Below are 19,682 nucleotides of genomic sequence, written 5' to 3'. Positions count from 1 at the left end.
CGTCACACCCCGCCCGCGCCACGGCGCCGCGTCACCCGCCCCGCACCCGCGCCCCGGATCACCGCACCGAGGTCACCGCCCCGCGGAGCCCTCCGCCGCCCGTATCGCGTCGCGGTAGGCGCGGGCCGCCGCGCGCAGGGCCGCCTCCGGGTCCACGCCGTCCGCCTCGGCGCGCACCGCGAGCGCCAGCAGCTCATAGCCGACGCCCGCCCCCTCCGGCAGGGCCACGTCGAGGGCGGCCGTACGGGCGCGGAAGGCCAGCTTGGCGGTCAGCGCGAGCGCGGGCTGGCCGAGTGGCACCCCCTCGGTGACCGAATCGCGTTGCTTCTCGGCCGCCTTGGTCCGCAGCCAGTGCCTCCGGACGTCCTCGGCGGTCTCGGCGGTCTCGTCGCCGAAGACATGCGGATGGCGGTGGATCAGCTTGTCCACGATGCCGCCCGCCACATCGTCGATCGAGAACGGGTCCTCGGGGGCGTCCTGGGCGATCCGGGCGTGGAAGACGACCTGGAGCAGCACATCGCCCAGCTCCTCCAGCAGCGCCTCGCGGTCGCCCTCCTCGATGGCCTCGACGAGTTCGTACGCCTCCTCGATGCCGTACTTCACCAGCTCCTCGTTGGTCCGGGTGCCGCTCCACGGGCACTCGGCGCGGATCCGGTCCATGACCTGCACCAGATCGAGCAGCCGCGCGCCCGGCAGATCGTAGGAACCGGGCAGCAGCTCCAGGTCCGGCATCGCCTCTCGGCCGGATCCGGCCAGCCGCGCCAGCCCGTCGGTCAGCTCGGACTCGCCCTCGGCGGAGGTGAGCACGACGGCCGTACGGCCGCCTCCCGCCACGCAGTAGTCGACCAGCTCGCGCGCGGCCGGTGAGCCCGGCTCCACCTGGACGCCCGCCTCCCGCAGATACGGCAACTGCGGATGGTCCGGATCGCCGGAGAGCACCCGGTCCGCGCCGTGCAGCGCCTGCCAGGCGGGCCAGGACAGCAGCCCCGGCGCCACCCGGTGGGTGGTGGTGAGGAGGACGATACGGCCGGTGGGGGCGGCGTCGGCGGGTACGGGCGAGTCGGCTTCGGTCACCCTTGCAACGTAACTTACGCCTGCTCGGGGGTGCCGCCGGAGGTGCGCAGCCATGCCTCCTTGGCGAGGACGGCGGTGCCCTGGGTGTTGTCCCACTTTCCGTAGCGGGGGTTCACCTTGATGTCGAGCGCCTTGGAGGTCCGGGCGAACACCTGGTTGACCTTGGAGGTGCCCAGCTTGCGCAGCAGGGCGTTGCGCGTGAGGTCCATCCGGACGGCCTCGTCGATGCCGCCGGGCGCGATGCCCTGCTGGAGATACAGGGCGCGCAGTGCGGTGGCCCCGCCGCTCTGCCCCTCGGCGGCGGCGCGGGCGCGCTGGATCTCGCGGCGGGTGAGGCTGATCCCGTTGTCCTTACCGGCCCGCTCGATCACCCGGAACTGGATCATCCGGATCAGCGTGTCCTGGCTCAGCCGGCCGCTGCCCGCGACCATTTGAGCCGCCCTCGGATCATGACGCTGCGCCTCCCGGACGGCCTTGACCTGCCCCTGGAGCTCGGACACGGTGATCCGGCCGCCGTCCATGACCGCCGCGGCGCCGGGCCGCGGGGCCTCGCCGCACGCGGTGAGCAGCGGGGCACAGAGGAGGAGCGCGGACGCGGCGGAGACGGAGAGCGCAGTATGGCGGCGGATCATTGAGCCTCCCGGCAGAGATCGTGCGGCGCGACAAACGATCTGGCGTTGATCGATGGTATGGAGTCGGCGCGGCCTAGGCCACTGCTTGGACAACGATTCACCGCGGTCTTGGTCAGCGCCCGGCCGCCATCCGCCGGTGCGGGCCCAGGGTCTGTCGCTCGGATCCGGCCTGATCCGAACGACAGGCCCTAGCGGCCGCCGGAGCGCGCGGGCAGCTCGGCCGTGGGGCAGGAACCCAACACCCGCTTCATCGCCCCCTTCTCGGCCTCGGTCACCCACAGCCCGTACGCCTTCTTCACGGCCACCTGATGCGCCACATAGTCACAGCGGTACGCCTTGTTGGGCGGCAGCCAGGTCGCCGCGTCGCCGTCTCCCTTACGGCGGTTGGCGGACGCGTCCACCGCGATCAGATTGAGCGGATCGTTGGCGAACGCCAGGCGCTTGTCCCGGTCCCACTTCTGCGCGCCCTTCTGCCAGGCGTCCGACAGCGCGACCACATGGTCGATGTCCACCTTGCTGCGGCCCCGCACGAACCGCACATCGCGGCCGGTGTACGGATCGTCGGTGAGCGTGCCCGAGGCGACCAGGCAGTGGCCGTCGCGGAACCTCACATCCTTCAGGTCCCGTTTGAGGATGTCGTCGCGGGTCCCGCAGCCGTTGTCGTCGGTGTCCACCCACGAGCTGCCGAACTCGCTCCGCTCATAACCCGTCTTCGGCGCACGCCCCTTGACTGTGAGCGAGGACACAGCCGCGAGGGCCGATCCGGACGTCGCGGGCCCGCTCGAAGCGCCCCCGCCCCTGCCGCCACCCTTACCGCCGCCCTGGTCACCGTCCTGGTCACCGGCCTTGCAGCCGCCGACCGCCAACAGCGCGGCCAGCACCGTCACAGAACTGCGCATCGGTATGCGAAACCGTCCCTGCAACCTTCCCGCCCCCTTCGCGTATCTTTTCGCACAGACCGCCCACACGATAAGGACCCTGGATGGACACGGCCGCAACCGCTCCGCCCGGCACCGGCGCCGAGGGGGCGACCGCCGTCACCGCGGGGCGTACCCGGCTCGTCGCGAGAGCGGGTGCACTGCGGCAGCCGCGGGCCGATCCGTACTGGCTGGCCCTCGCCCTCTTCGCCGCCTTCACGGCGCTGTCGGTCTGCCGCTTCCGCCGCATGGCCACCATGTCCTGGGACCTGGGCATCTTCGAGCAGGCGATACGGGCGTACGCACACTTCCAGGCCCCCATAGCCGATCTCAAGGGCCCCGGCGCCAATATCCTCGGCGACCACTTCAGCCCCATCACGGCGCTGCTCGGGCCCGTCTACCGGATCTTTCCCGGGCCCGTCACGCTGCTGGTCGCGCAGGCGGCGCTGTTCGCCGTCTCCGCCGTGCCCGTCACCCGCGTCGCGGCCCGGCTGCTGGGCCGCGGCCGGGGGCTCGCGATCGGCATCGCCTACGGGGTCTCCTGGGGCATCCAGCGCGCCGTGGACTTCGACTTCCACGAGATATGTTTCGCCGTTCCGCTCATCGCCTTCTCCCTGGAGGCGGTGATCCGGGGGCGCTGGTATCCGGCGATGCTGTGGGCCGCCCCGCTGGTCTTCGTCAAGGAGGACATGGGCGCCACCGTGGCCGCGATCGGCGCGGTCGTATGGCTCCGCGCCCGGCACGACCCCGAGCGGGGCCCCCGCGCCGTTCCGCTCGCCGTCGTGCTGATGGGCTTCGGCGTCATCGTCTCGGCGCTCGCGCTCGGCGTCGTCATCCCCGGCTTCAACGGCGGGGGCTCGTACGACTATTGGGACAAGGTCGGCAGCGGCGGTGAGCAGACCGGCACGATCCCCTTCGGCACCGCGCTGCGCACCCTGCTGTGGATCCTGCTGCCGACCACCGGTCTGCTGGCGCTGCGCTCCCCGCTGCTGCTCGCCGCCGTGCCCACCCTCGGCTGGCGCTTCCTCTCCCACGACGACCACTACTGGGGCACCGACTGGCACTACAACGCGGTGCTGATGCCGGTCGTCCTGCTGGCCCTGGTGGACGCCCTGGACCGCACCCGCGGCACCCGGCGGCCCTGGCTCGCCTCGTACGCCCGCCAGATGCCCGCCGCGGTGTGCGGCGCGGCCCTGGCGCTGTCGTCCTCCATGCCGCTGTACAGCCTCACCCAGGGCGCCACCTACGACAGGCCGCCGCAGGCGGGCGCGGTGGAGCGGCTGCTGGACCGGATCCCGGACGGGGCGACGGTGGAGGCCAACGTGGGGCCCATAAGCCGGCTCACCAGCCGCTGCCGGGTGCTGTGGGTCGGCGCCACCGAGGACATACAGCCGGACTACATAGCCCTTCAGGAGCCGCCGGAGCGCACCGTGCGGCAGGTGCTCGACTACGCGGGGCAACTGCACCCGGACACGCCGTACACACCCGTCGGCTTCGCCTCGGGCTACTTCGTCCTCAAGCGGGGCTGAGCGGACCCTCAAGCGGGGCTGAGCGGACCCGAGGCTCTCGGGTCCGCGCCGGTCCGGCCCGCGGCTCAGCTCATGGGCTTCGGGGCGATGAGGGCGAACGGCGCCCCCTGCGGGTCCTTCACCAGGGACATCCGGCCCGCGACCATGTCGTACGGCGGGCGGAGGACCGTGCCGCCCTCCGCGGACACCTTGGCCGCGGAGCGGTCGGCGTCCTCGACGGCGAAGTAGACCAGCCAGTGCGGGGGCACCTCCGGCGGCGTCCCCTCCCGCAGCGGCTGGAGCCCGCCGACCGTACGGCCGTTGACGGAGAGCGCGAAGTAGCCCTCGGCGCCCTCCATCGGGGTCGACTCCACGCCCAGCGCCTCCGCGTAGAAGGCCGAAGCCGCCTCTCGGTCGGTGGTGTTGAGCTCGTTCCAGATCAGCGTTCCCGGCTCGTTGACGAGGCCCGCGCCGGAGAAGCTGAGCGGCTGCCAGATGCCGAAGACGGCCCCCAGCGGGTCGGCCGCCACCAGCATCCGCCCGAGGTCCATCACATCCATGACCGGCAGCAGTACGGTGCCGCCGGCCCGGCTGATGGCCTCCGAGGTGGCCTGGGCGTCGGCGGAGCAGAAGTAGGTGGTCCACACGGTCGGCGGCGGGCCCTCCCCGGACATCGACTGCGCGGACATGGCCCCCGCGACGGGCTTGCCCCTCAGGGTGCACATCGCATAGCCGCCGGTCTCCGGAGGGCCGACCTCCGCCTCCCAGCCGAACAGCCCGGAGTAGAAGTCCAGGGCGGCCTGTTGGTCGGGGATCATCAGATCGATCCAGCAGGGTGTTCCGGGCTGATAGGACGTGACTTCGGGCATGGGGCCGCCTCCGTATCGCCACCTCCGGCCGGGCGTGGCCGGATGGGATGGCCCCCTTCGGCCCATTCTCCTCCGGCCGGCCCGGCCCGCCACTCGACGGGGATCGCTACGGCGCGCACCGGTCCGTGACCGGCCGTGCACACGGCTCTCCGGCCCTGGACACGGCTGTCCGGCCGTTCCGAAGCCGCCGTGAAACCGCCGGGCGGCGGCCGGCCCGAAGGCCGACCGCCGCCCGGCGGTGGTGAGAAGAGGGTGCGTCAGGCGCCGGCGGCGCTTCCGGCCACCCACTTGCTCCAGTCCATGTTCCATCCGTTGAGGCCGTTGTCCGGCTGGATGGTCTTGTCGTTGGAGTTCTTCACGACGACGACGTCGCCGACCTGGGAGTTGTCGTAGAACCAGGCGCCGTCCGTGTTGGGGTCGCCCGCTCCCTTGGTGTCCGACAGGCCGACACAGCCGTGGCTGGTGTTGACGCTGCCGAAGATGGACTTGGCGCCCCAGTAGTTGCCGTGGATGAAGGTGCCCGAGGTGGACAGCCGCATGGCGTGGGGCACGTCCTTGATGTCGTACTCGCCCTTGCCGTCATCGTCCGTGAAGCCGACCGTGGCACCGTTCATCCGGGTCTCCTTGAACTTCTCGGAGATCACCATCTGACCGTTGTAGGTCGTGTTGTCGGGGCTGCCGGCCGAGATCTTGATGGTCTTCAGCAGCTTGCCGTCGCGGACGACCTTCATCTCCTTGGACTCGGCGTCGACCGTGGAGACCTGGGAGTGGCCGATCTTGAAGTTGACGGTCTTCTCCTGGACGCCCTTGACACCGGGCGCCGCCTCGACGCCGTCCAGGTCGAGCTTCAGGGTGACGGTCGAGTTGGCCTTCCAGTAGTCCTTCGGGCGCAGGTCCAGCCGGTTCCCGTCGAACCAGTGGCCGACCACCTGCTGGCCGCTGCTGGAGGTGACCTTGATGTGGGACTCGACGTCCTTCTTGTTGGTCACCGCCTTGTCGAACCGGATCGAGACCGGCATGCCCACGCCGACCGTGGAGCCGTCCTCCGGCGTGAAGTTGCCGATGAAGCTGTTGGCGGGCGAGACGGTGGTGAAGGACGAGTTCTCGGTCGCCTTACGGCCCTTGGAGTCCTCGGCGGACGCGGCGATCTTGTACTGGGTGGCCCGCTCGAGCTGCCCGCTCGGCTTCCAGGACGTCTTGTCGGGCGATATGGTCCCGGCCACGGTGTCGCCGGTCGACGCGGACGTCATCGTGACGGAGCTGAGCTTGCCTCCGCTGACCGTGACCTTGGTGTCACTGTTGATGCCCGCGTTCGTCGCACCGGCCTTCGGCGTGATCTTGATGTGGGCGTCCGACGCGTCCTTGGCCGCTGCCTCGTCGACCTGCGACTGCGACTTGTTCCCGTCGTTCTTGGCGTCGTCGCCGCCGCCATCCCCGCCGCATGCGGCGAGAGTGAGTACGCCGCCGAGCACGGCGGCCGCGGCCACCAGCCCCTTACGGCGCTTGCCGTCCGTCATCACACGCTTCTCCATTTGACCTGGATCTTGATCTGGACCCCAGAAACCCCGGACCTGCCTGAAAAGAACGCCCGTACCTTTTGGCCGGTTCCACGCACAGTAAAACTGTGCGCAAGGCCACTGAGCAAAGACACCGGACAAGCCTAAGACCCGTCGGCCCCCGGACCCGTACGGCTCAGCCGTCTTCGCCCCGTCTTCGCCGCCCTGAGCCCCCTCCGCGCCGCCCTGAGCCGCCGTGTGCGCCGCCACCCGGCTCACTCGTCCCAGTCATCCTCGTCGCCCCAGTCGTCTCAGTCGTCTCAGTCGTCCTCGTCCAGCTCGGCGAAGGCCCCGGACCACTCGGCGGCGCGAGGATCGTAGTCGATGTGCTCGCTGCTCCAGGACGCCTGGGCCAGTTCGACCCCCGGCACCTCCTCCACCATCTCGAACGGATCGACCAGATACGCCAGCGCCTCGGCCTCGTCCGACTCCACCATGCGGCGCGCGTGTCCTCGCTCCTCCGCGGCCAGGGACGCATCGCCGTCGATCCGCTCGTACGTCGCGCGCCGCAGCACATCCGGATCGGTGATCTCCACCACGAGCTCCACGCGAAGCCGGACAAACCGGGATGTCTCGGTACTCGTCATGCGACGGAGATTAGGGCTCCTACCCGTCTCGCTACCGCACGACCCGCAGTTGTCACTACGATCGGCGCACGGGGTCAATTTGCCGCAGCCTCAAGGAGGATGCCGTTGTCCGCACGCCGACCGCTGCTGACGGCCGCCGCTGCCGGTTCGCTGCTGTGCGCCCTGTGGTTCGTTCCATCCGCCAACGCCACGGTGGAGGACCCCGGGTCGTCATCGGCGCCCTCGCGGACCTCACCCGGATCGACCGGATCCGAGGCCAGAACCGAGGCCGTGCCCGACGGGGATCTGGCCGACACCGGCAGTGTGGACGTCACCCCGTATCTCTTCGGCGGCACGGCCTTTCTGTGCCTGGGCGTCGCGATGGTGACGGCCTCCGTGCGGCGGACCCGCCCGGAGGCGTACTGACACCGCGGGCGCGGGCCGTTCAAGCCTCGTGGACTCTTCCGTTCACGCCGCCGGTTCAGTCCAGGCGGCCCGTCACCGACTCCACGGCCTCGATCAGCTCTCCGGATCGTACGAACGCGTCCGCCGCCGCCAAGTCGGGCGCCAGATAGCGGTCCCCGCCCGGCCCCTCGACGCCCGCCCGGCGCACCGCCGCCAGCACCGCCCGGCTCGCGGGCGCGGGCTCCAGCCCCTCGCGCAGCTCGACGCCGCGGGTGGCGGCGACCAGCTCCACGGCCAGCACGCGGGCCAGGTTGTCCACCGCCGTACGCAGCTTGCGCGCCGCCGACCAGCCCATCGAGACATGGTCCTCCTGCATCGCGGAGGACGGGATGGAGTCGACCGAGGCGGGCACCGCCAGCCGCTTCATCTCGCTGACCAGCGCCGCCTGGGTGTACTGGGCGATCATCAGCCCGGAGTCCACGCCCGGGTCACCGGCCAGGAAGGGCGGCAGGCCGTGGGAGCGGTTCTTGTCCAGCAGCCGGTCGGTGCGGCGCTCGGCGATCGAGGCGAGGTCGGCCGCCGCGATGGCCAGGAAGTCCAGGACATACGCCACGGGGGCGCCATGGAAGTTGCCGTTGGACTCCACCCGTCCGTCCGGCAGGACGACGGGGTTGTCCACGGCGGAGGCCAGCTCGCGGTCGGCGACCAGCCGGGCGTGCGCGAGGGTGTCCCGGCCCGCGCCCGCGACCTGCGGGGCGCAGCGGATCGAGTACGCGTCCTGGACGCGCGGCGCGTCGTCCTGGTGGTGCCCGGTGAGCCCCGAACCCTCCAGCACCCGCAGCATGTTGGCGGCGCTGGCGGCCTGCCCCGGGTGGGGGCGGATGGCGTGCAGCTCGGGCGCGAGGACGCGGTCGGTACCGAGCAGCGCCTCCAGTGAGAGGGCGGCGGTCACATCGGCGACGGTGAACAGCCGGGCGAGATCGGCGCAGGCCATGATCAGCATGCCGAGCATCCCGTCGGTGCCGTTGAGCAGCGCGAGACCCTCCTTCTCCCGCAGCTCGACCGGCTCGATGCCGTGCTCGGCCAGCAGCTCGGCGGCCGGCCGCACGACCCCGTCCGGGCCCTCGGCCTCGCCCTCGCCCATCAGGGTCAGCGCGCAGTGGGACAGCGGCGCGAGGTCCCCGGAGCAGCCCAGCGAGCCGTATTCGTGCACCACGGGGGTGATCCCCGCGTTGAGGAGCGCGGCCATCGTCCCGACCACGACGGGCCGGACCCCGGTACGGCCGGACGCGAGCGTCTTCAGCCGCAGGAACATCAGCGCCCGTACGACCTCGCGCTCGACCGGCGCGCCCATGCCGGCGGCGTGCGACCGGACGATGTTGCGCTGGAGCTGGGCGCGGAGCTCGGGGCTGATGTGGCGTACGGCGAGCGCGCCGAAGCCGGTGGAGACGCCGTAGACGGGCTCGGGCTTGGCGGCGAGATCGTCGATCACCTGCCGCGAGGCCGAGATGGCTTCGAGCGCCGCCTCGGAGACCTCTACGCGCGCGGCGCCGCGGGCCACGGCGATGACATCGTCGGCGGTCGTTCCGGACGTCCCCACGACCACAGATTGCATATCCATATTCAGGAACCCTAGAGAGTGAATCGCTCCCTGTCACCCCACTGAACCTTCCCCACCCGGCCCCGAACCGGGGGCAAACCCCCGCACCCCCACCGGGGCTCCGCCCCGGACCCCGCTCCTCAAACGCCGGAGAGGCTGAAACCGGGACTCCGCCCCGGGTCCCCGGGAGGAGGGGAGGGGTATGGGGCGGCGGAGCCCCGGACGGGGTCCGGGGCAGAAGCCCCATCCCCCAGCCCCTCCGGCGATCCCCCAGCCCCTCCGGCGATTGAGGAGCAGGGTCCGGCGCAGAACCCCATCTCCCAGCCCCTCCAGCGACTGAGGAGCGGGGCCCGGGGCGGAGCCCCACCTCCCAGCCCCTCCGGCGACTGAGGAGCGGGGCCCGGGGCGGAGCCCCACCTCCCAGCCCCTCCGGCGATTGAGGAGCGGGGCCCGGGGCGGAGCCCCGGGGTGGGTGGGAGGGCGGGGCGCGTCGTACGCGTTAGCGGCGTCCGCGGAAGCGGCGGCGCTCCGGCGGGTGGGCAGCAGACGTGTCGGCCAGACGGATCACCGAGTCCTCGGTCCCCCCATCCCGCCCCGCCACCACCGGCTTCAGCGAACGCGCGGCCTTCGCCCGATACTGCGCCGCGTCCGCCAAGCGGAACAGGCGGCGGGCCGATGGCACCGGCCCGATCGGATCGCCCGTGGAGGCGATCCCGCAGGCGACCCCCTCGCCCATCTCCAGCTCGGCGGCCCGGCGGCACAGCTCATCGGCCACCCGCACCACCTCGTCCGCCGGGGGCCCGACCCCCAGCAGGCAGAACTCATCGCCGCCCAGCCGGGCCACCAGCGCCCCGGGCAGCATCGCGCCGCAGAGCGAGAGCAGCGAGCCAAATCGTTCCAGCAGGCGATCGCCGACGGCGTGGCCAAGCGTGTCGTTGACCCGCTTGAGGCCGTTGAGGTCGCAGACCACCAGGCTCACCACGGTGCCGTCCGCGTGGTACGCCTCCAGCGCCTCGTCCAGCCGTATGTCCACCGCGCGGCGGTTGCCGAGGCCGGTCAGCGGGTCGGTGAAGGCGAGGCGGCGGGCCTCCTCCAGGCGCTCGGTCTGGGCCAGCCCGGCGGCGGTCACCGAGGCCAGTACGGTCGCGAAGTCGGCGTCGTCGCGGTCGAAGACGGGACGGCCGATCGCCCGGGCCACATACAGCTCGCCCCACGCCCGCCCGTGCAGCACGATCGGGGCCACCACACAACTCCCCCGGCCGCGCCGCCGCAGGGCGGCCACCCTCCCCCAGCTTCCGCCGGCAGGCGGCGCCCCCTGATGGCCGGGCGGGGCCGCGCCGGGTCGTACGCCGTCGGCGGTCTCGACCCAGGCGTGCGGCTCCCCGCCCGCCGCCCAGTGCTCATGCAGGAACTCGGCGATCTCCGGGAAGTCGTGCACCGGATACGACTCGTCCTCCGGCAGCGGCTCCTCGCCCGCCATCAGCTCGCCCACGTTGACCAGCACCCGCAGCCGCCCCCGCGCACGCTCCCACACCGAGATCGCCGCGAAGCCGCCGTCGAGGGCGCGGCGGGCCGCCTCGGCCGCCGCGCCCACCGACTCCTGCGAGGTGTGCGCCGCCGCCATCTCCTGGGCGAGCCCCACGACGGCCCGCAATCGTCCATCGACCCCGGCGGGCCGTCCGCCGATCTCCCCGTTGTCCGTCACGACGGCCTCGCATTCCTCACGGCCATGCATCGTTCGCTCTGCTCTCCAGCGTAAGAACGTCGAGAACAATCCGCTGCGGGCCGTTCACCCCGGGTATCCGAGCGAACGGTCACCCCCGGTGACCGCGCGCTCCCCGGGCCGGGGCCACTCCCCGGATCCGGTCAGCTTCCCCGGTCCGGGATCCCTACTCCCCCGGCCCACTACTCCTCCGGCCCCCGGCCAGTCCGGGCCGGTCCGGCCGGTCCGGCCAGCCTCGCCGACCCGCCCCTCACTCCCCCGGCCACTGCGGCGACCGCTTCTCGTTGAACGCGGCGACACCCTCCGCACGGTCGCCGGAGAAGGCCACCGTCCGCCACGCCGCGTCCTCGACCTCCAGACCGGCCCGCAGATCCAGCCCCTGCCCCAGCCGCAGCGCCTTCTTGGCGGCCCGCACGCCCACCGGGGAGTTGGCGGCGATGCCCCGGGCCAGCTCCAGGGCCTCGGCCCGGTCCTCGCCCTCCGCCGCCAGCCGGTCCACCAGGCCCAGTTCATGGGCCTCCGCGGCGGCCACCCGGCGCGCGGAGAAGATCAGCTCGGCGGCGCGCGCGGCGCCCACCCGGCGCGGCAGGAGCTGGGTGCCGCCGCCGCCCGGGATCACCCCGACCGACACCTCCGGCAGCCCCACCACGGCGGTGGGGTCGGCGACGATCACGTCACAGGACAGGGCCAGTTCGAAGCCGCCGCCCAGCGCATAGCCGTGCACCGCGGCGATGACGGGCATCGGCAGCTCCAGCACCCCGGTGTAGGCGGCGCGGGAGACCGGCCGGTGCCGCAGCATCTCGGCGTCGGAGAGCGAGTTGCGCTCCTTGAGGTCCGCGCCCACGCAGAAGGCCCGCTCATGGGTCGAGGCCAGCACGACGGCCCGGACGTCACGGTCCTCGGACAGTGCCGTGCAGGCCGCCGTGATGCAGCGCGCCATCTCGGAGGAGACGGCGTTCATGGCCCCCGGCCGGTCCAGCACCAGCTCGGCCACGAAGCCGTCCCTGCGGACCGCGACCCACTCCCCGTACCGCTGCTCACTCATCACGCACTCTCCCGGTTAACGACCGTGAACCCGATGCGGCGATCATTTCAGCTTCCCGGGATGTGCGGAACCTGTGAGCCACCCGGACCGGGCCCAGGGCCTGTCGTTCGGATCAGGCCCTAGCGGGCCCGCCGCCACCGGTTCAGCAAGCCCATCAGGAACGACTGCTGTTTCTGCCCGTCCTCCCCCGGCTGCTCCAGATCCGTCCCCTCCAGGGGCTCGCCTCCGGACACGGACGCCCCCTCGGTGGCGAGCGGCAGCGAGAGCGGCGGCGCCCCCTGTGGCACCCCTTGCGGCGCGCCCTGCGGCATCCCTCGCGGCATCATCCCCTGCGGTATCGCTTGCGGCATGCCCGGTGGCGCCTCGTGCCGCTGGTCCTGCGGGTCCCGCTCGCCGGGGCGGGCGGCGGGCGGGGCGGGGCGCCGTCCCCCCGGCCTGGCGACGGGGGCGAACCGCACCGGCAGCGAGACCACCCCGCGTACGAAGACCCCGGACAGCCACTTCAGCTCGTCGGCCTCCCCGGCCAGCGCGAGGTCCGGGATCCGGTCCAGCAGCTTCTCCAGGGCGACGGAGGCGATCAGCCGGGCCGAGCTCCGGCCGGGGCAGGCGTGGGGGCCCGCGCCGAACGCCAGATGGGCCCGGTTGCCCTGCTTGTGCGGGGACCTCAGCAGGGCGTCCCGGTTGGTCGCCGCGAAGCTGATCATCACGGCGTCGCCCGCGCGCAGCCGCTTCCCGGCGAGATTGGTGTCATGGACCGGGAAGTAGAGCCCCATGTTGGCCAGCGGCGGGTCGGTCCAGAGCACCTCGTCCAGGGCGTCCTCGACGAGCATGCTGCCGCCCATCAGCTCGCCCGAAAACCGCTCATCGGTGAGCAGCACCCGCAGCGAGTTGCCGATCAGGCCGGGCACCAGCCCGGTGATCATGCCGATCAGCAGCAGAAGCTGCTCGACCAGCTCCTCGTCGCTCAGCCGCGCCGGGTGGGCGATCAGCCAGGACGTGATGTCGGCCCCCGGCTCGCGCCGCTTGAGGTCGATCAGCTCGCGCAGCGCCGCGGCCGCGGCCCGGTCCCCGCCCGCGGGATCCGAGCCGTCGATGAACGCCACCACGCCCCGCAGCAGCGGGTCCATGGCCTGCTGCGGGAAGCCGAAGAGCTGGCTGGTCACCAGCACCGGGACCAGTGCGCAGTACGTCCCGATCAGCTCGGTCCCGCCCGCCTCGCAGAACTGGTCGATCAGCGAATCGGCGATGCGCTCGACATAGTTCCGCAGCGCGCCGGAGTCGATCCGGCCGGTGCAGTCGTCGATGGCGCCGCGCAGCCGCCGGTGCTCCTCGCCGTCCACGAAGTCGGCCTGCGGCCGGGGCCTGATGACCTGCGGGACATAGCTGGTCCCGGGCAGCACGCCCTCGTTCCTGGCCCGCCAGTGGCGGGGGTCCTTGGAGAAGGTCTCGGGGCGCCGCATGATCTCCAGCGCGGTTTCGTACCCCAGGCACAACATGGCCGGGACGCCTCTGTCCAGCTCCACCGGTGCGAGCTGGCCGTGGGTCTCGCGCAGGCGCCGGTAGACCGCGAAGGGGTCTCTTCCGAACTCGGGCGCGTGGAGCGGCTCGACACCGGCCCCTTCATGGGCGGGGCAGCCCGGCGGAGGTAAGGCGCCCGGACGCTGAGCACTCGAATCGTAAAGCGGGGTCACACGTGCTCCTGGACACCGCCGGGCCCACCCCGCGGGCGGACGCGCACGGTGCTTCTTCGACGACAGGACCTGGGATCCACCGAGTGGATCTTGCGGACGTAGGCTAGCCCAACAGGTCCGGATCCGCGCCCAGTTCAACGATCCGGCCGCAGCCACCGAAGGGATCCGGACGAGCGTCGTCCACCGCGTCCCACCCGGAGACGCGCCCCGGCGTCATGCCCGGCCGCCACCCGGGGTCATGCCCGGCGGCTCAGCAGCCACGGTTCCACGACCCCCAGACCACGCACCGGCCGCTGCCACATCGGCTGGAGCGCGAACCGGTACGAGGGCGGCTCCTCGCCCTCCTTCTCCGCCGCGGCGGCCGCCTCCGCGGCCTCCGCCTCCGACACCGGGGCCTCCCCGGTGCGGCTCAGCTCCTCCGCGAACGCGCCGTCCACCAGGACCGCGTTCTTGGGGGCTATGGAGGTCAGCCGGCTCGCCAGGTTCACCGTCGTCCCGAACACATCGCCCATCCGGGTCGTGACCGTGCCGAACGCGATCCCGACCCGCAGCTCCGGCATCGTCTCGTCATGCGTGAGCGTCTCGATCAGGCGCAGCCCGATCTCGGCGGCGATGCCCGCGTCGTCGGCCGCGTAGAGCACCTCGTCGCCCAGCGTCTTGATCAGCCGCCCGCCGTGCGCCGCCACCAGGTCGGCGGCCGTGGTCTCGAACGCCTCGACCAGCTCGCCGAGCTCCTCCTCCTCCAGCCGCCGGGTCAGCCGGGTGAAGCTCACCAGGTCCGCGAAGCCGACCGCCAGCCGCCGGTCCACCATCTCCGCGTCGTCCGCCGCCTGCACCACCCGGCCGGTCGCGGCCGCGAGCTGGCGCCGGTAGACGTAGACCAGGAACTCCTCCAGCTCCGGCAGCAGCAGCTCGACCAGCGGATACGCGATCTCGGTCCGGGTCATCCCGGTCTCCTGGGGGTCGGTGAGCCCCTCCAGGAACGAGTCGATCTGCCAGTCGGCGAGCCGGGCGCTGGTCTGGCCGGTGGACCGCGCCACCTGGATGGCCATCGGCTCGCTCAGCAGCCCGGCCTCCACCAGACCGGACAGCCGGCGCAGCGCCAGCACATCGGCCTCGGTCAGCGCCTTGGCCTGGCCGATGTCGGCGAAGCCCATGGCCCGCCAGAAACGGGTGGCCAGCTCGACCGAGACGCCCGCGCTGCGGGCGGCCTGGAAGGGGGTGTAGCGCCGCTCGGCACCGAGGATGAGCTGCTCCAGCCGGAGCGCGATGGGATCCGGCTGGTCCGCATCCTCAAGGGCCTCGTCGGGTGCCTCTTCGGGGGCCTCCGCGGCGGCGCTCTCCCGCGCCCCGGTGTCCCGTACGGCCCCGTCCGGCGCGGCGGCGTCCCACTCCTCGCGCTCCTCGGCCGTGCCGGAACCCGCGTCGTCGGCGGTCACCGCCCGCCCCCTGTCAGATCCCTGCGCACTGCCCTTCCGTTCCCTCTTCCCGGTTGGGGTTCCGAATCGCCCACAGCCGCCCCGAGCTGGACCGACCGCGACCACGATACGTCAGGTGTGCCGTAGCTCACTCTCCACGGCAGGGGTTCATTCCTCCCTCGGTACGGAGCGTAGATGCACGATGTCCCCGGCGGAGACCGGCTCCTGAACCCCGCCCTCGGTGGCCAGAACCAGCCGTCCGTCGCCGTCGACCGCGACCGCCTCGCCGACCCGCTCCCGGCCGCCCGGAAGCTCGGCCCGCACCTGCCGCCCGAGGGTCGCACAGCCCGCCGCATAGCTCTCCTGGAGGCCGCTCGCGCCGGGGTCGCCCTCGAAGCGGCACCACTCCCCGTACCACTGAGCGATCGAGCGCAGCACGGCCCGCAGCAGCGGATCGCGGTCGGTGGAGATCGCGTCGGCCAGGGCCAGCGACCCTGCGGTGGGCACCGGAAGCTCATCCGCGCGTAGCGAAACGTTCAGCCCCATGCCGATGACCACCGCGTCCCCGGCCCGCTCGGCGAGGATCCCGCCGAACTTCCGCTCCTCGCCCGCGACCGTCACCAGCAGGTCGTTCGGCCACTTCAGCGCGGTGTCCACGCCCGCCGTGCGGCTGAGCGCCCCGGCGCCGGCGACCCCGGCGAGCAGCGGCAGCCAGCCCCAGCGCTCGGTGGGCACGCCGGCGTCCGCGGGCCGTAGCAGGATGGAGAAGAAGAGCCCGGACCGGGCCGGGGCCGTCCAGGCGCGGTCGAGCCGGCCGCGCCCCGCGGTCTGCTCCTCGGCCACGAGCACCGCGCCCTCGGGGGCTCCGGCCCGGGCCCGGGTGGCCAGATCCGTATTGGTCGAACCGGTCGCCTGCACCACCTCGAACTCGGTCCACAGCCCGCCGGGGAGCACCAGCCCCCGGCGCAGCGCGGTGGCGTTCAAGGGGGGCCGCTCCAGATCGGACCAGCGGCCGGGCCCGTCACCTGGGCTCCCTGAGGTGTCAGAAGGCGTCATGAGGGCCAGCCTAGGGTCAGGAGGTGTGGCCAACGACGCAGTGCCACCAAGCGGTGCCGCCGATACGCTACGTGCCGGTAGCCCAGCCGGCGCAACGGCTGCCGAACGGTCCGTAACCACCGAACGTCCATAGGCCCCCACTGATCACGATTCCGACCCCTCACTCCGCTTCCGCCGATTCCCCCCGACCCTGAAGAAGCCCGCCGTATCCAGAAGTCCGCCGTACCCACCCCCAGGACGAGCAGGAGCCGCATCCCGATGTCCGAGCCGGAGATCGCCCCCGAGATTCCAGACCGTCACACCACCGCGGGGAAGCTCGCGGATCTGAAGCGCCGTATCGAAGAGGCGACCCATGCGGGGTCCGCGCGCGCGGTGGAGAAGCAGCACGCCAAGGGCAAGCTGACCGCGCGCGAGCGCATCGACCTCCTCCTGGACGAGGGGTCCTTCACCGAGCTCGACGAGTTCGCCCGGCACCGCTCGACCAACTTCGGCATCGAGCAGAACCGCCCCTACGGCGACGGGGTCGTCACCGGCTACGGCACGGTCGACGGCCGCCCGGTGGCCGTCTTCTCCCAGGACTTCACGGTCTTCGGCGGGGCGCTCGGGGAGGTGTTCGGCGAGAAGATCGTCAAGGTCATGGACTTCGCGCTGAAGACCGGCTGCCCGGTCATCGGCATCAACGACTCCGGCGGCGCCCGCATCCAGGAGGGCGTGGTCTCGCTCGGCATGTACGGCGAGATCTTCCGCCGCAACACCCATGCCTCCGGAGTGATCCCGCAGATCAGCCTGGTCGTGGGCCCGTGCGCGGGCGGGGCGGTCTACTCCCCGGCGATCACCGACTTCACGGTGATGATCGACCAGACCTCGCATATGTTCATCACCGGCCCCGATGTGATCAAGACCGTCACCGGTGAGGACGTCGGCTTCGAGGAGCTGGGCGGCGCCCGGACGCACAACACCACCTCCGGTGTCGCCCACTACATGGCCGGGGACGAGAAGGACGGCATCGAATACGTCAAGACCCTGCTGTCCTACCTCCCCTCCAACAACCTCTCCGAGCCCCCGGCCTTCGCCGACGAGGCCGATCTGGAGGTCTCGGACGAGGACCGGGAGATGGACACGCTCATCCCGGACTCGGCGAACCAGCCGTACGACGTGCACAAGGCCATCGAGCACGTCCTGGACGACAACGAGTTCCTGGAGACGCAGGCGCTCTTCGCGCCCAACATCATCACCGGCTTCGGCCGGGTGGAGGGCCATCCGGTGGGCATCGTGGCCAACCAGCCGATGCAGCTCGCCGGCTGTCTGGACATCGACGCCTCCGAGAAGGCCGCACGCTTCGTGCGCACCTGCGACGCGTTCAACGTGCCCGTGCTGACCTTCGTGGACGTGCCCGGCTTCCTGCCCGGCACCGACCAGGAGTACAACGGCATCATCCGGCGCGGCGCCAAGCTGATCTTCGCCTACGCGGAGGCCACCGTCCCGCTGATCACGGTCATCACCCGCAAGGCGTTCGGCGGCGCGTACGACGTGATGGGCTCCAAGCATCTGGGCGCGGACCTCAACCTGGCCTGGCCGACCGCCCAGATCGCGGTCATGGGCGCCCAGGGCGCGGTCAACATCCTCCACCGGCGCACCATCGCCGCCTCCGACGACCCCGAGACGACCCGCACCGAGCTGATCGCGGACTACGAGGACACCCTGCTGAATCCGTATATCGCGGCCGAGCGGGGGTATGTGGATGCTGTGATCATGCCGTCCGAGACCCGCCGCCACATCGTCCGCGGACTGAGGACCCTGCGGAACAAGCGCGAGTCGCTGCCCCCGAAGAAGCACGGCAACATCCCCCTCTAGCCCCCTCGAGCGAAGGGCTAATTCCATGATCCGAATTGTCCGGGGCAACCCGACCCCCGAGGAGTTGGCCGCCGCACTGGCGGTGGTGCAAGCACGCGCGGCGGCCGTCACGGCCGCTGCGCAGAGCGAGGACGATCCGGAGGAGTGGTCCGACCCGGCCCGCACCGTCCCCGGCCACCGGGTGCCCCACCCCGGCCCCAAGGCGTGGCGTACCACCTACTGGCCCGCTTGAGAGCCGCGCGGTAAGGCCGGAATGCACCTTCGCGCCGGGGCGCCTGAGTACGCGTACTCAGGCGCCTCGCCGTCCGCGGCCTCAGGATCGGTTCCATGCTGTGGTCCGAGCCGCCCGATGAGCCGCCCGAGGAGCTGCGGCGCGCCGAGGCCATGCTCCGCCGCGCCCGCACGGTCCTGACCGTCTCCGTGCTGCTCGCGATGTGCCTCCTCAGCATGTGGCCGTGAATGGCCCTGCATACGGCCCTGATCCGACCCCCGGCCGGGCCCTTTCGGGGGCGGCTTACCCTGGTGCGCATGACCGCTCAGCGCACTCTCATCCTCGCGTCCGCCTCACCCGCCCGGCTCGGGCTGCTGCGACAGGCCGGAATGGCGCCGAAGGTGATCGTCAGCGGGGTGGACGAGGACGCGCTGAGCGCGGCGACCCCCGCCGAGCTGGCCCGGGTGCTGGCCGAGGCGAAGGCCACCGCCGTGGCCGGGCTCCCGGAGGCGGCCGGTTCCCTCGTCATCGGCTGCGACTCGGTGCTGGAGCTCGACGGCCAGGCGCTCGGCAAACCGGCGGACGCCGAGGAGGCCACCGCCCGCTGGAAGTCGATGCGCGGCCGGGCCGGGGTGCTGCGCACCGGGCACTGCGTGATCGACACGGCGAGCGGCCGCCGCACCTCGGCCACCGCGTCCACCACCGTCCGCTTCGGCGAGCCGACGGACGAGGAGGTCGCGGCCTACGTCGCCAGCGGCGAACCGCTGCATGTGGCGGGGGCGTTCACGCTCGACGGCCGTTCGGCGCCGTTCATCGACGGCATCGAGGGCGACGCCGGAACCGTGATCGGGCTCTCCCTGCCGCTGTTCCGCCGTCTGCTGGCCGAGTTGGGCGTGCGGATCACGGCCCTCTGGGACTAGCCAGGGGTCTCCCGGCCTCCGGGGCGACTGGGGATTCCCTGAGTCAGACCGGGCCGGGGGCTAGGGATTCCCCCCGAATCAGGCCGGGCCCGGCTAGGGATTTCCCCTGAATCAGGCCGGGCTGGGGGCGTCCTGGCCGCCGCCCGCGGCCTCCGCGGAGGGCTCGGCGGGCCGTTCCGCCTCGTACCCCAGCAGGCTCAGCACGATCAGCCCCAGCACCACCATCAGGAACGCGAACGCCGGCCAGCCCACCAGGCCGACCGCGAACGCGCCCACCAGCCCGTGCACCACCGCGCAGGTGACGAGCAGGATGCGGGCGAGGCGGCCGGGGGCGCGGTCGCGTACGGCGGTGCGCAGCAGCACCACCCCGCAGACCAGCAGATAGAGGCCGAAGAGGCCGCCCCCGACCCAGGTGCCGATGGACATCGCGTCGGTGTCGAGGCCGCCCATGGACATCTGCTGACGGTCCACGACCAGGCCGAGGATCCAGTTCAGCAGCGCTATGCCGACCGCTTCGAACATGAGCGTCACAGCCGCTATCGCGGCCACTGGTCTGCGCGCCACCGTGTTCCCCCTCCACTCCGTCGGTGCCGAAGCACGCTACTAACGGGTAAGCGCTGCCACAAGAGGTGCGGAC

Annotated in this window: 19 protein-coding genes; 6 read left to right on the top strand and 13 right to left on the bottom strand. The window is 72.1% G+C overall.

Annotated elements, in window-relative coordinates; genetic code table 11:
- Positions 1-72 precede the first annotated feature (72 nt).
- The 3 genes from ACK1X7_RS29715 to ACK1X7_RS29705 all read right to left on the bottom strand — a co-directional run bounded on the left by ACK1X7_RS29715 (position 73) and on the right by ACK1X7_RS29705 (position 2,605).
- Positions 73-1,128, bottom strand: coding sequence for a nucleoside triphosphate pyrophosphohydrolase (locus tag ACK1X7_RS29715; protein ID WP_385144504.1), 1,056 nt, complete (start codon positions 1,126-1,128; stop codon positions 73-75).
- Positions 1,089-1,706, bottom strand: a complete 618-nt coding sequence (locus ACK1X7_RS29710; RefSeq protein ID WP_216347055.1) for a SurA N-terminal domain-containing protein — start codon at positions 1,704-1,706, stop codon at positions 1,089-1,091. The genes ACK1X7_RS29715 and ACK1X7_RS29710 overlap by 40 nt, the downstream gene beginning before the upstream one ends.
- A gap of 188 nt (positions 1,707-1,894) precedes the next feature.
- A complete protein-coding gene (locus tag ACK1X7_RS29705; RefSeq protein WP_390795158.1) occupies positions 1,895-2,605 on the bottom strand; it encodes an HNH endonuclease family protein in 711 nt (236 codons plus the stop codon).
- Between the two features lie 83 nt (positions 2,606-2,688).
- On the opposite strand from ACK1X7_RS29705, the gene ACK1X7_RS29700 reads away from it, so the two are divergent.
- A complete protein-coding gene (locus tag ACK1X7_RS29700) occupies positions 2,689-4,152 on the top strand; it encodes a DUF2079 domain-containing protein (RefSeq protein WP_385144500.1) in 1,464 nt (487 codons plus the stop codon).
- Positions 4,153-4,217: 65 nt separating this feature from the next.
- Here ACK1X7_RS29700 and ACK1X7_RS29695 read toward each other — a convergent pair whose 3' ends face one another.
- The 3 genes from ACK1X7_RS29695 to ACK1X7_RS29685 all read right to left on the bottom strand — a co-directional run bounded on the left by ACK1X7_RS29695 (position 4,218) and on the right by ACK1X7_RS29685 (position 7,143).
- Positions 4,218-5,000, bottom strand: a complete 783-nt coding sequence (locus ACK1X7_RS29695; protein WP_383147079.1) for a VOC family protein — start codon at positions 4,998-5,000, stop codon at positions 4,218-4,220.
- Positions 5,001-5,257: 257 nt separating this feature from the next.
- Complete coding sequence (locus tag ACK1X7_RS29690; protein ID WP_385144498.1) at positions 5,258-6,532, bottom strand: L,D-transpeptidase; 1,275 nt, start codon at positions 6,530-6,532, stop codon at positions 5,258-5,260.
- 284 nt (positions 6,533-6,816) lie between these two features.
- Positions 6,817-7,143, bottom strand: coding sequence for a hypothetical protein (locus ACK1X7_RS29685; RefSeq protein ID WP_385144496.1), 327 nt, complete (start codon positions 7,141-7,143; stop codon positions 6,817-6,819).
- Positions 7,144-7,242: 99 nt separating this feature from the next.
- Between ACK1X7_RS29685 and ACK1X7_RS29680 the strand changes: the two genes are divergently transcribed.
- Positions 7,243-7,548 carry a hypothetical protein gene (locus tag ACK1X7_RS29680; RefSeq protein ID WP_413115858.1) on the top strand — a complete coding sequence of 102 codons (306 nt, stop codon included), beginning with the start codon at positions 7,243-7,245 and terminating at the stop codon, positions 7,546-7,548.
- Between the two features lie 55 nt (positions 7,549-7,603).
- Here ACK1X7_RS29680 and hutH read toward each other — a convergent pair whose 3' ends face one another.
- From hutH to ACK1X7_RS29650, 6 genes are all read right to left on the bottom strand, one after another.
- Positions 7,604-9,148, bottom strand: a complete 1,545-nt coding sequence (hutH, locus tag ACK1X7_RS29675) for a histidine ammonia-lyase (protein WP_398161163.1) — start codon at positions 9,146-9,148, stop codon at positions 7,604-7,606.
- A gap of 478 nt (positions 9,149-9,626) precedes the next feature.
- The gene (locus ACK1X7_RS29670) at positions 9,627-10,751 is read right to left on the bottom strand and encodes a GGDEF domain-containing protein (protein ID WP_390795166.1); all 1,125 of its coding nucleotides are present in this window, start codon (positions 10,749-10,751) and stop codon (positions 9,627-9,629) included.
- A 349-nt stretch (positions 10,752-11,100) separates the two neighbouring features.
- Positions 11,101-11,895, bottom strand: coding sequence for an enoyl-CoA hydratase/isomerase family protein (locus ACK1X7_RS29665; RefSeq protein ID WP_413115857.1), 795 nt, complete (start codon positions 11,893-11,895; stop codon positions 11,101-11,103).
- Positions 11,896-12,014: 119 nt separating this feature from the next.
- Positions 12,015-13,586, bottom strand: coding sequence for a cytochrome P450 (locus tag ACK1X7_RS29660; RefSeq protein WP_390795162.1), 1,572 nt, complete (start codon positions 13,584-13,586; stop codon positions 12,015-12,017).
- Positions 13,587-13,822: 236 nt separating this feature from the next.
- Entirely contained in the window at positions 13,823-15,025 is a 1,203-nt protein-coding gene (locus ACK1X7_RS29655; RefSeq protein ID WP_385156401.1) for an adenylate/guanylate cyclase domain-containing protein, read from the bottom strand.
- Positions 15,026-15,172: 147 nt separating this feature from the next.
- Positions 15,173-16,060: a biotin--[acetyl-CoA-carboxylase] ligase gene (locus ACK1X7_RS29650; protein WP_398161161.1), complete on the bottom strand. Its 888-nt coding sequence runs from the start codon at positions 16,058-16,060 to the stop codon at positions 15,173-15,175.
- A 258-nt stretch (positions 16,061-16,318) separates the two neighbouring features.
- On the opposite strand from ACK1X7_RS29650, the gene ACK1X7_RS29645 reads away from it, so the two are divergent.
- The 4 genes from ACK1X7_RS29645 (at position 16,319) to ACK1X7_RS29630 (ending at position 19,045) form a co-directional block, all read left to right on the top strand.
- Positions 16,319-17,914, top strand: a complete 1,596-nt coding sequence (locus tag ACK1X7_RS29645; protein ID WP_413115856.1) for an acyl-CoA carboxylase subunit beta — start codon at positions 16,319-16,321, stop codon at positions 17,912-17,914.
- A gap of 25 nt (positions 17,915-17,939) precedes the next feature.
- Positions 17,940-18,146, top strand: a complete 207-nt coding sequence (locus ACK1X7_RS29640) for an acyl-CoA carboxylase subunit epsilon (RefSeq protein ID WP_059144442.1) — start codon at positions 17,940-17,942, stop codon at positions 18,144-18,146.
- A gap of 95 nt (positions 18,147-18,241) precedes the next feature.
- Complete coding sequence (gene mmpB, locus ACK1X7_RS29635; RefSeq protein ID WP_014061294.1) at positions 18,242-18,373, top strand: morphogenic membrane protein MmpB; 132 nt, start codon at positions 18,242-18,244, stop codon at positions 18,371-18,373.
- Between the two features lie 69 nt (positions 18,374-18,442).
- Positions 18,443-19,045, top strand: coding sequence for a Maf family protein (locus tag ACK1X7_RS29630; protein WP_385158462.1), 603 nt, complete (start codon positions 18,443-18,445; stop codon positions 19,043-19,045).
- Between the two features lie 111 nt (positions 19,046-19,156).
- Here the strand turns inward: ACK1X7_RS29630 and ACK1X7_RS29625 are convergent, their stop codons facing one another.
- A complete protein-coding gene (locus ACK1X7_RS29625; RefSeq protein ID WP_385158464.1) occupies positions 19,157-19,609 on the bottom strand; it encodes a hypothetical protein in 453 nt (150 codons plus the stop codon).
- Between the last annotated feature and the right edge of the window lie 73 nt (positions 19,610-19,682).

The sequence above is a fragment of the Streptomyces sp. CY-1 genome, from assembly GCF_047218265.1.
Lineage (GTDB): Bacteria > Actinomycetota > Actinomycetes > Streptomycetales > Streptomycetaceae > Streptomyces > Streptomyces niphimycinicus.
This window is presented reverse-complemented; position numbering and strand designations above follow the sequence as displayed.